We start from the raw sequence: 11,171 nt of genomic DNA, 5'->3' as shown, positions 1-11,171 counted from the left end.
ATGGCAAGAATGAAATTTATCTGTGATGCAGAGCGCTGTATCGAATGCAATAGCTGTGTGACGGCCTGCAAGAACGAACATGAAGTGCCGTGGGGCGTGAACCGTCGTCGTGTGGTAACGGTAAATGACGGTGTGATCGGTCAGGAAAAATCAATTTCCGTCGCCTGTATGCATTGCTCGGATGCTCCCTGCATGGCGGTGTGTCCGGTCGACTGCTTTTACCGCACCGATGAAGGCGTGGTATTGCACAACAAGGATATCTGCATCGGCTGCGGCTATTGTTCGTATGCTTGCCCGTTTGGTGCGCCACAGTTTCCGTCAAATGGCACATTTGGTCTGCGTGGGAAAATGGACAAATGCACATTCTGCTCTGGTGGACCAGAAGAAGACGGTTCCGAGAAAGAATTTGAAAAATACGGCCGTAATCGTCTGGCAGAAGGCAAGCTGCCTTTATGTGCCGAAATGTGTTCGACCAAAGCTTTGCTTGGCGGCGATGGCGACGTGATTTCTGAAATTTTCCGTAACCGTGTGGTCAAGCGTGGCAAAGGCAGTGAAGTCTGGGGTTGGGGAACTGCCTATGGTAAAGCGCCGCATGCTGACGCTAAACCTGAATTGCAGCCAGCAACGGAGAAATAATTATGAAAACGATTTCGTTCAGCGTGATGCTGATAGCTGCCTCGATACTGCTCTCCGGGTGTGGGGAGCGTGATCAGGCGATGACCACCAAGCGTGGATTGGTCGATGAAAAAGCGTGGAATGGTGCTCACAATGAGTTTGTTGCCAAAGGCTGGAACAAGGGCGACAAAACCAGTTGGGAAAATCAGGTGCGCGTTCGTGGTCAATACCAGAATGAGTATGTCAAAACCAACTAAAGACATGGAGTTGGCATGAAAGCTTTATTACTTGCCATGACACTGGCGTTGGCATCCCAGTTCAGCGTGGCGCAGCAGGCAGATGCAGGAAGTAAGGATGCACAAGGACAGCCTGCTCAGAACTTATCTGCGACGGCACCAGCGCCTTCAGCAATGCCTGCACCATCAACGGCGGCAATTCTGCCGGGAGTCGAGTCGGTCGATATCCTGAAGCAGAATCAGGCGGAGCGTAGTCAGACCCAGCCCGGTAATATGGCACCGGTTTTCCGCAGCGTGGCAGATGGTACAAAACACTATTCCAGTTTGCCTGCGCTGGAGGCTGGAGTATTAATACAGGGGAAGACGCAGTTCCCTGGCCAGAACCGCGCTACGACAGCCGGTGAAGCCTGGCGTCAGTATCGTAACGGGCCATTAACGATGATCGGTGGCACGCTGTTGCTGGTGGCATTGGCAGCGGTGGCTGCCATGTACTTTTTCCGTGGACAGATCAAATTGGACGGTCCGCGTACCGGCAGGCTGATTGAACGATTTACGCCGACCGAAAGAACCTTGCACTGGAGTATGGCAATCAGTTTTGTAACGTTGGCAGTGTCTGGCGGGATTATTTTATTTGGTAAGCATATTCTGTTGCCGTTTTTTGGTTTGACGCTATTTGGCTGGCTGGCTTTTCTTTGTAAGAACATCCACAATTTTGTCGGCCCGGTCTTTACCGTCTCGATCATTTTGTTTTTTATCCAGTTCGTGCGCGACAACCTGCCGGATGCGTCCGATATCAAATGGCTGAGCAAAATGGGCGGACTGATGAATGGTGAACATGTGAGTTCCCACCGCTTTAACGCCGGTGAAAAAATCGTTTTCTGGGGTGTAGTCGTGTCACTTGGCCTCGTGATCAGTGCATCAGGGTTCGTCCTGGATATGTTGATTCCTGGATTTGAGTACTCCAGAGCATATATGCAGATCGCCAGTGTGGTACATGTGATTGCAGCAGTATTAGCGGCGTCGGCAGTCATTGGACATATCTACCTTGGTACCGTCGGGATGGAGGGGGCTTATGAATCCATGCGCACCGGCTATGTAGATGATGTCTGGGCAAAAGAGCATCACGATTTGTGGTACGCCGATATTGAACAGGGCAACATTCCACGCGTGCGTAGTGGTCAGCAAAGCGCTTCTGAACCGATCGCCCATTCCGGTGCCAGCGTCTGATTTTTTGGAGAAAACGATGAATTTACCTCAAAACATGGCGCATTTAGTCAGCGCGGCGGCAACGGTATTGTTTGTTGTGAGCGGTGCCGTACAAGCAAAATTGCCAGAGCCCGGGCCTGAGGCGAAGGCAAAAGCGGAAGAAGCTAAGGCGAAGACTGCATGGTCAGATAAAGTGGCCGCATTTCAATTATGCAAGGCGCAGGATCGTGTTGCTGCTCATTATCAGAAAGAAAAAAGTATCAAGCCAGCGGCGGTGACGACACCTGCCTGTGCTGATCCTGGCCCCTATGTTGCTCCGGATGTTGCCGCTTCACCAGCGCAGAGTCCTGCTCCGACGCCGACACCGACACCGACTACAGGCACGTCAGCATCAGCAGCCGTTGCTTCTAAGAAGTAATATCGCAGCCATTAATTACATACTCCCCCTCAGTTTTACTATTTCTTCGCTGTCGTCCTTATAAATAAAGGGCTGGAAAATATACTCAAGGGGAGTATATTTAGACGTTTTTTGCCTTCTGACAGATACCTTATCATGCCTGATACATTGCATTTGCCAGAACTGAGTCACTCAACCATCGAATTCACCAGAGAAGTGCAGGTGACGGATGAGCGTGGCCGTACCAGTCTGATCTCGATTCCTGCAGAAAGACCATTGACGGTATATCTGGACAAGCACGAACTCGTCACGCTGATGACGATGGGGGGGAATCCGGAGGCGCTGGTGCTCGGTTATCTGCGGAATCAGCGCCTGATACGTGACATTCATCAAATTACAGCGGTACAGGTGGACTGGGAAGTCGGCGCGGCGGCAGTGACGACGCGGCATGGCGTTGCTGGCATTGAGGAACGGACGGCAAAACGGGTCGTGACCACGGGTTGCGGACAAGGCACGGTGTTTGGTGGTCTGATGGATGAAGTTGACCAGATTGTGTTGCCGGACCATGCGCGTATCCGGCAATCTGCTCTATACCGGATTATCGATACCATCCGCACTCAGCAATCTGTCTATAAAAAAGCGGGCTCAGTGCACGGCTGCGCATTGTTTTCCCAATACGGTGACTTATTGTATTTCGTCGAAGATGTCGGTCGCCATAATGCGGTGGATGCCATCGCTGGCAAGATGTGGCTGGATGGTATGGAAGGCGGCGATAAAATCTTTTACACAACCGGTCGACTGACTTCTGAAATGGTAATCAAAGGAGCGCAAATGGGCATCCCCATTCTGCTGTCACGTTCTGGTACTACAGAAATGGGGCATCAGGTTGCCGAACAGGTTGGCATGAGCTTGTTCTCCCGCTGTACAGGCAGGCATTTCTTGTTGCTGACCCATGCACAACGGATGGTGTTTGAACCGGACCTGTTCGCCGAAGTAATGACGGTCACCGAACAAGTCTGACCTTTTTTCCGGCAACCTTAGCGTCGGCTGCCGGTATCCCGATGAGAGCGAAAACGGTAGAATACCGCTTTTAACTTTTTCTGTATGCTCAGGTCGCTTGCTTCTGTTTCGCAGTCAGACCGCGCATTCCATCCCATGACAGTCCGTACCCGTTTTGCTCCCAGCCCAACCGGCTATCTCCACGTTGGTGGTGCCCGCACTGCTTTGTTCAGTTGGGCGTTTGCCCGTCATCATGGCGGTACCTTTGTACTACGTATCGAAGACACCGATCTGGAGCGCTCCACCCCGGAAGCGGTGCAGGCGATTTTAGATGGTATGAACTGGTTGGGATTGTCCCACGACGAAGGTCCTTTCTACCAGATGCAGCGCATGGATCGTTACCGTGTCGTATTGGCAGAGATGCTGGCAAATGGTACGGCCTACCACTGTTATTCTTCTCAGGAAGAAGTCGAGGCCATGCGCGAGCGTCAGCGTGCTGCCGGTGAAAAGCCGCGCTACGACGGCACCTGGCGTCCTGAAAGTGGCAAAACGCTGCCAGCGATTCCGGCTGACCGTAAGCCTGTGATTCGCTTTAAAAATCCTTTGGATGGCGATGTAACCTGGAACGATGTGGTGAAGGGACAGATCACCATTAACAACCGCGAACTCGACGATCTGGTCATCGCACGTCCGGATGGCACACCGACCTATAATTTTTGCGTTGCAGTCGATGACTGGGATATGCAGATCACTCATGTTATCCGTGGTGATGATCATGTCAACAACACCCCACGCCAGATCAACATCCTTAACGCTTTGGGTGCGACACTGCCACAGTATGGCCATGTGCCGATGATTCTCGGTACCGACGGACAGAAATTATCAAAGCGCCGCGATGCCGTCAGTGTCATGGATTACTTCGATAAAGGCTATCTGCCAGAAGCGATACTGAACTACCTGGCTCGTCTGGGCTGGAGTCATGGCGATGATGAAATTTTTTCGATGGAGCAGATGTGCAGCTGGTTTGATCTGACCCATTTATCGGGCGCAGCAGCACAATTCAATCCTGAAAAACTGGCATGGATTAATAATCACTACATCAAGGCTGCCGACAATCAGCGTCTGGCGGATCTGGTCCGCCCAGTCATGCTGAAAGACGGTGCTATTTTTGATGGTGCTCCAGAGTTACATACCGTGATCGGGCTGTTGAAAGAACGTGCCAATACAACGTTGGAACTTGGTCAGGCCGCCATGTTGTTTTATCACCAGCCTGCCGCTGATGCAGCGTTGTTGCAGCAACACGTGAATGAGGCAGTACTGCCGGCATTGCGTGAGTACGCGCATATCTGCAGCACCGTCGAGTGGAATAAGGCGGCACTGTCTGCTGCTCTGAAACAAGTATTGGCGTCGCATTCGCTCAAGATGCCGCAACTGGCAATGCCTTTGCGTTTGTTACTGACAGGACAATTGCAAACGCCTTCCATTGATGCTGTGATCGAATTGTTTGGCCGTACTACGGTATTACAACGTCTGTCTGTGATCGCAGAGTAAGAAAGCAGGGGAGCGGGGCTTTACTTCTTGGTCCCCATCCCATATAATCTCGTTTCTGTTCTGCACCGGGGGTATAGCTCAGCTGGGAGAGCGCTTGCATGGCATGCAAGAGGTCAGCGGTTCGATCCCGCTTACCTCCACCAAGAAATGTTGGTGCTTGGCAGAACATAAAACTTGTTGTCCCCATCGTCTAGAGGCCTAGGACATCACCCTTTCACGGTGAGTACAGGGGTTCGAATCCCCTTGGGGACGCCAATGAATTTTTTCATTGTGGACAACAAGTCAGGTCAGTAACAAGGACAGATCATTGTCCCCATCGTCTAGAGGCCTAGGACATCACCCTTTCACGGTGAGTACAGGGGTTCGAATCCCCTTGGGGACGCCAGTATGAATAAAAAAGGCTGCTTTTGCAGCCTTTTTTATTTTCTACAGTTTTTAGTAATTGCTATCTTCCTCATCTCGTCCGTTCACTATTCGTTGCCCCTCATCTTCCCCTATTTTGCATCTACAACTTCATAGGGATTCATTTTTTCCGGATGCAAAACGGTTTGCCAGAAAATCGACAAACGCTCTTACCCGGGCGGGAATAAAGCGATTGCTTGGGAGTAGTGCGTGTAGCGGATATGTCTCTGTTTCCCAGTCGGATAAAAAAGTGTTCAACCTTCCGCGTTGAACATCTGCCTGGATATCAATGCCGGATTTCAGAATAATTCCCGCACCTGCAATCGCCCATTCTCGTGCGAGCGCAGCGTCATCCATGCTGCGATCTCCTGTGACACTGACGACCTTTGTTTTGCCTTCTTTGCTGAATTTCCATACGCGGTATGGTCGTCCACTGCGTTCAAAGATCAGGCAATTATGCTGCGCCAGTTCTTCCGGGGTTTGGGGTGTCCCATGTTTGTGCAGATAAGAAGGTGCCGCACACAAAAAGGTTCTGGTATTCACCAGCAAGCGCGCGACCAATCCCGAGTCGCTCAGTTGTCCATAACGTAAGGCGACATCAACCTCATCACGTAGTACATCCAATGGCCGGTCGCCAATCGATAGTTTGAGTTGTACGCCTGGATGCATTTCCATAAATTCGCTCAGCCACGGGAGTAATACCGTGCGAGTTAAGTCAGACGGCGCGGCAACACGCAATGTGCCTATCAATCCTGCATGATTGGCTGATGCCTGTGACTCACCTTCATGCAGTAATTCAAATGCACGTTGAGCATAATCAAGCAGGATTTGCCCCTGCGCAGTGATGCGCAAGGCTCTGGTAGAGCGTTCGAACAGACGGCTTCCCAATTGTTTTTCGAGCCGTTTCAGTGTCGCGCTGGCAGCCGCTGGCGTGATGTTTAATGTGGCGGCGGCTGCTGATAATGATCCACCTTTAGCGGTCTGAATCAGTACATGCAGATCGCTGATATTTTCAATTTTCATTTGAAAGTAATAGTTTATTTTTGAACTTATCAAATATTTTTTGTGATTTTACAATGTTCACACGATTTACATTGTCACAAGGAGAAAAAATGAAAGCTGTCGGATACCATCACCCGCATCCCGTTGATCATGCGCTCGCCCTCGAAGATCTGGACTTACCTGATCCTGTTCCGTTAGCACGTGACCTGTTGGTCAGGGTCAGCGCCATATCTGTGAACCCTGTCGATACCAAAGTACGCGCAGCAAAATCACCGGATGCCGGGCAGATCAAGGTATTAGGCTGGGATGCGGTTGGTGTGGTCGAGCAAACGGGTTCGGACGTAACGCAATTTAAAGTGGGTGATCGTGTTTATTATGCGGGGGCAATCAACCGTGCAGGCGCTAATAGCGAATTGCATGTGGTCGATGAACGGATTGTTGCTTTAGCACCTGCTACATTGAATGATGCGTCAGCGGCGGCATTGCCACTGACGACTATTACCGCGTATGAATTGCTGTTTGAGCGCCTGCAAGTGCCTAAGCACGGTGGCGCCGGACAGACGTTACTGATCACTGGTGGCGCTGGTGGTGTCGGCTCTATATTGATACAACTGGCGCGTCAATTAACACAACTAAAGGTGATCGCCACTGCGTCGCGGCCGGAAACACGTCAATGGTGCCTTGATCTGGGCGCACATGCTGTGATTGATCACTCCCGACCCCTCAATGAAGAATTGCAGGCAATCGGGATTACGGAGATTGACCTGGTGGCCAGTTTGACGAATACGCAGCAGCATTTTCAGAGCATCATTACCAGCTTGAAGCCACAAGGAAGGCTCGGAGTCATTGATGACATGGGGGCGCTGGACGTGATGCAACTGAAACCGAAATCGATTTCTTTACATTGGGAGATGATGTTCACTCGCTCTATGTTCGAGACAGCGGATATGGCCGAGCAGGGGCGATTACTGGCTGAGGTGGCGGCGCTGATTGATACCGGAGCGATACGCACGACCGTGAATGCCCATTTTGGGCAGATGAATGCTGATAATCTACGTCGCGCGCATGCTCTGATTGAGAGTGGAAAAGCGCAGGGGAAAATTGTTCTTTCTGTTTCCTGATTTTGCTGGCGATCACCTGATCTACAACAAACTCTTTGTTGAAATATGCATACCTTATTGTTATAACTGATAGTGCCATACCCTACTTAGCAACAGGGTGTGGTACGCGCATAATCCTGATGAAGAACGATATGGTTAACGCCATATATGAAACAGGCAGGTCGGACGAGACAAAGCAAAGGTAAGCATAATGAAACAACGTCAGTTAGGGCAATTTAGCGTTTCCGCTATCGGCTTGGGTTGTATGAACCTCAGTCATGCGTATGGAATTCCACCCTCTGAACAACAGGCGGAGCAGCTGCTCCTGTCTGCGCTGGACATGGGCGTGACCTTGTTCGACACGGCTGCTCTTTATGGCTTTGGTACGAATGAAGAGTTGCTGGGCAAGGTTCTGGCGCCGCATCGTAGCCGTTTTACGCTGGCCAGTAAATGCGGAATTTTTCGTGAAGATGGCAAGCGCCTGGTCGATGGCAGGCCTGAGACGATCAAACGTACTTGTGAAGATAGCCTGCGACGTTTAAAAACAGATGTCATTGATTTGTATTACCTGCACCGTTGGGATAAAAAAATCCCTATCGAAGACAGCGTAGGGGCTTTATCCGAACTGGTCGCAGAAGGAAAGATAAAAACCATCGGCTTATCTGAAGTATCTGCGGATACTTTACGCAAGGCGCATGCGGTACATCCAGTCACTGCGCTGCAGACAGAATATTCCTTATGGACACGCAATCCGGAAATTGCGGTACTGGACGCTTGCAAACAGTTAGGTGTGACATTTGTTGCCTTCAGCCCGCTTGGTCGTGGTTTTTTGACAGCAAAAATGCATGACGTCATTCATCTGGATGACAAAGATATACGCCGTAGCATGCCGCGCTTCAGCGTCGATCATTTTGCCGCCAATGCGGGCTTGCTTGATGGCCTGACGCGCATCGCCCACGACGCCGGATGTACGCCTGCACAGTTATCACTGGCATGGTTACTGGCTAAAAGTGACAACATCATTCCCATCCCAGGTACGACCAGTCTGCAGCATCTGCAAGAAGACATGACAGCAGATCAGATCGACCTGACCCCACACTTAATCGAAGCGCTGGATCAGCTGATTAACCAGCATACGGTCATTGCCCCACGTTATAACGCGGCGACACAGAGCGAAATCGACACCGAAGAGTTTTAAGTTGTTGTGAACTGAGATAAACGATATCTGCCACGCAGATATCGCTGTCGCCTGCTGTCTGTCCACTTGGTGGCAGGCCTTCCGGAGGCAGAAGTAGACGGCGGGCGATCAGTTATGGCTGATCAGACCCGATTGCTGGATTTGACTATAAAAGGAGTTGTGCCAATGAAGCATCTCAATCCCCCAAGAGCAATCCCTGGAACCACCATCTTTGATGGCGAGCAGGCGCGTAAGGGATACGCACTGAATAAAATGTGTTTCAGCTTTAATTCTGAACAATGTCGCAAGGAGTTTCAGGCGGATGAAGAAGCCTATATGCGTAAATTTGGTTTGAATCCACAACAAAGTGATGCTATCCGTCATCGCAATGTGCTGGAATTGATCGCGGCCGGAGGCAATGCTTATTATCTGGCGAAATTTGCTGGTATTTTTGGTCTCGATATGCAGGATATCGGTGCGCAGCAAACTGGCATGAGCAAAGAGGAATTCAAGGCTAAACTCGTAGAGGCAGGGAAATAATCATGGCAAAAATTGTAGGTGGTATCGCAACTTCACACGTTCCTGCAATCGGTCGCGCGATTGCCAAAGGATTGCAGCAAGATCCATACTGGAAGCCATTTTTTGATGGTTTCCCACCAATACGCCAGTGGTTAAATGAAGTGAAGCCTGACGTGGCAGTCGTGCTGTATAACGATCACGGCCTGAATTTTTTCCTCGATAAAATGCCGACATTTTCTGTTGGTGCCGCAGCCGAATACCATAACGCTGATGAAGGCTGGGGTATTCCGGCATTAGCGCCCGCACGTGGCAATCTTGATTTGTCGTGGCACTTGATTGAATCTTTGGTCGAGAATGAATTTGATATCACTACTTGCCAGGAGATGTTGATTGATCACGCCGTGTCTTTGCCGATGGCATTATTGTGGCCGGAACATAAAGACAGTGGCGACTGGCCTGTGACCGTGGTGCCGGTTTGTATCAATACCGTGCAAGTACCTTTACCTTCAGCCAGTCGTTGCTACAAATTGGGTCAATCGATCGGCAAGGCGATTGAAGCATGGGAAAGCGATGCCCGCGTGGTGGTGATTGGCAGTGGCGGTTTGTCACATCAGCTCGATGGTGAGCGTGCAGGTTTTGTGAATAAAGAATTTGACCTGAAGTTCATGGAAAGTCTGATTTCTGATCCTGCCTGGGCTACGCAGTATTCTAATCATGAGTTGATAGAGCAGGTTGGCACTCAGGGCATAGAATTGCTGATGTGGCTGGCAACACGTGCGGCGCTACCTGGAAAAGTCAGCAAACTGAGTGCGAACTATCATATTCCTATTTCTAATACCGCAGCAGGCACATTGCTGATGGAAAACAGTTAAACAGAAAAAATTGATCTCCCCTGAAAGTTTCACTCCGGGTTGCTGACCGGGGTGAAACTTTTTTTGTCTTTATATCGAATGATGGGCATCACGGGGGCGCTATTTTCTGGTTCAAAACGCGGTGATGAAGCTCATCTGTTTTCATGTGTTGCCAAAAATATCTTTAGTAATTTCCTGAATCAATTCCAGCATGGCGCCCTGTGTCAGGGTGGTAATACGACCAGATGCAGTGGCCATACAGAGACGGCTGATCAGTTGAGGCTCTACGATAGGACGTATCAGGTACGCATCTGGGTTGATCGCGGTTGCTAATGCATACTTCGATAAAATCGCATGACCTTCGCCTTCGGCAACCAAATCAAGAATGGCAGAAACGCCATCAATTTCGAGATTGATTCTGGGCTTGCAGCCTATGGCCGCCATTTGTGATTCGATCAGTGTGCGGATAGCATTGGGCCGGTTGGGAATGACCAATGGCAATTGCGCTACATCTTTTAGCCTGATTTCCGTTGGTATCGCCTCTTTTTCGCGTTTGCTGACCAGATACAAGGCATCCTCGGCGAGCGGCGTGATGTCCAGATCGGCCGTGGCTGCCGGATTGTAGAGCAGTGCGATATCAAGACGCCCCGCCAGTAACCATTCCTGCATGGAAATAGATAAGCCTTCGCTGATCGATAATGTCGCATTTGGCAGCCTGTGCCGAAATTCACGTGTTAACGGTACCGTCATCATTTTCGATGCGCTTGGCGGCAGACCAACGGCTACACGCCCAGCCAATGCCCCTCTGACACGACCCAGATCTTCACGAGCGCGTGCGACCTGATGCAATATGCCGCGACCGTGTTCCAGCAACAGTTGTCCGGCTTCTGTTGTTGTCACACCACGGCCATTGCGGCATAAAAGATTCTGCCGCAACTCCACCTCCAGCTGCCGTATCTGGCGGCTGAGCGCCGGTTGCGCGATATTTAGCACGACAGATGCTTTGGTAAAACTGCCTAGCTCTGCGACGTGCACAAAGTACTCGAGTTGTTTAAGGTCCATTTTTCGTCATTAGTGAATATGGTGACGCTTATTATGCCAGTTTGCTATAACTGC

General features: G+C 50.5%; 12 protein-coding genes and 3 tRNA genes. 13 read left to right on the top strand and 2 right to left on the bottom strand.

Annotated elements, in window-relative coordinates; genetic code table 11:
* From fdh3B to ACO0LB_RS07895, 9 genes are all read left to right on the top strand, one after another.
* Positions 1–636, top strand: coding sequence for a formate dehydrogenase FDH3 subunit beta (fdh3B, locus tag ACO0LB_RS07935; protein WP_423048228.1), 636 nt, complete (start codon positions 1–3; stop codon positions 634–636).
* 2 nt (positions 637–638) lie between these two features.
* Positions 639–872 (top strand): hypothetical protein, encoded by a 234-nt coding sequence (locus tag ACO0LB_RS07930; protein ID WP_423048226.1) that lies wholly within the window; start codon positions 639–641, stop codon positions 870–872.
* A 15-nt stretch (positions 873–887) separates the two neighbouring features.
* Complete coding sequence (locus ACO0LB_RS07925; protein WP_423048224.1) at positions 888–2,078, top strand: formate dehydrogenase subunit gamma; 1,191 nt, start codon at positions 888–890, stop codon at positions 2,076–2,078.
* Between the two features lie 16 nt (positions 2,079–2,094).
* A complete protein-coding gene (locus ACO0LB_RS07920; RefSeq protein ID WP_423048222.1) occupies positions 2,095–2,475 on the top strand; it encodes a hypothetical protein in 381 nt (126 codons plus the stop codon).
* 135 nt (positions 2,476–2,610) lie between these two features.
* Complete coding sequence (locus ACO0LB_RS07915) at positions 2,611–3,474, top strand: formate dehydrogenase accessory sulfurtransferase FdhD (protein ID WP_423048220.1); 864 nt, start codon at positions 2,611–2,613, stop codon at positions 3,472–3,474.
* Between the two features lie 135 nt (positions 3,475–3,609).
* Positions 3,610–5,004, top strand: coding sequence for a glutamate--tRNA ligase (gene gltX, locus ACO0LB_RS07910; protein ID WP_423048218.1), 1,395 nt, complete (start codon positions 3,610–3,612; stop codon positions 5,002–5,004).
* A gap of 67 nt (positions 5,005–5,071) precedes the next feature.
* Positions 5,072–5,147, top strand: a tRNA-Ala gene (locus ACO0LB_RS07905).
* 36 nt (positions 5,148–5,183) lie between these two features.
* Positions 5,184–5,259, top strand: a tRNA-Glu gene (locus ACO0LB_RS07900).
* Positions 5,260–5,313: 54 nt separating this feature from the next.
* Positions 5,314–5,389: transfer RNA gene (locus tag ACO0LB_RS07895), tRNA-Glu, on the top strand.
* Between the two features lie 128 nt (positions 5,390–5,517).
* Here the strand turns inward: ACO0LB_RS07895 and ACO0LB_RS07890 are convergent.
* The gene (locus ACO0LB_RS07890) at positions 5,518–6,429 is read right to left on the bottom strand and encodes a LysR substrate-binding domain-containing protein (RefSeq protein WP_423048216.1); all 912 of its coding nucleotides are present in this window, start codon (positions 6,427–6,429) and stop codon (positions 5,518–5,520) included.
* An 89-nt stretch (positions 6,430–6,518) separates the two neighbouring features.
* On the opposite strand from ACO0LB_RS07890, the gene ACO0LB_RS07885 reads away from it, so the two are divergent.
* From ACO0LB_RS07885 to ACO0LB_RS07870, 4 genes are all read left to right on the top strand, one after another.
* Positions 6,519–7,529 (top strand): zinc-binding alcohol dehydrogenase family protein, encoded by a 1,011-nt coding sequence (locus ACO0LB_RS07885; RefSeq protein ID WP_423048214.1) that lies wholly within the window; start codon positions 6,519–6,521, stop codon positions 7,527–7,529.
* 190 nt (positions 7,530–7,719) lie between these two features.
* Positions 7,720–8,706, top strand: a complete 987-nt coding sequence (locus ACO0LB_RS07880) for an aldo/keto reductase (protein WP_423048212.1) — start codon at positions 7,720–7,722, stop codon at positions 8,704–8,706.
* A 165-nt stretch (positions 8,707–8,871) separates the two neighbouring features.
* The gene (locus ACO0LB_RS07875) at positions 8,872–9,225 is read left to right on the top strand and encodes a protocatechuate 4,5-dioxygenase subunit alpha (RefSeq protein WP_423048210.1); all 354 of its coding nucleotides are present in this window, start codon (positions 8,872–8,874) and stop codon (positions 9,223–9,225) included.
* A gap of 2 nt (positions 9,226–9,227) precedes the next feature.
* The gene (locus ACO0LB_RS07870; protein WP_423048208.1) at positions 9,228–10,076 is read left to right on the top strand and encodes a class III extradiol dioxygenase family protein; all 849 of its coding nucleotides are present in this window, start codon (positions 9,228–9,230) and stop codon (positions 10,074–10,076) included.
* Between the two features lie 141 nt (positions 10,077–10,217).
* On the opposite strand, the gene ACO0LB_RS07865 is transcribed toward ACO0LB_RS07870, so the two are convergent.
* Positions 10,218–11,117, bottom strand: coding sequence for a LysR substrate-binding domain-containing protein (locus tag ACO0LB_RS07865; RefSeq protein ID WP_423048206.1), 900 nt, complete (start codon positions 11,115–11,117; stop codon positions 10,218–10,220).
* Positions 11,118–11,171: the final 54 nt, after the last annotated feature.

The organism is Undibacterium sp. SXout7W (genome assembly GCF_049339385.1).
Classification (GTDB): domain Bacteria; phylum Pseudomonadota; class Gammaproteobacteria; order Burkholderiales; family Burkholderiaceae_D; genus Undibacterium.
The sequence above is the reverse complement of the archived record's forward strand: the minus strand, read 5'-3'. Positions and strand labels throughout refer to the sequence as shown.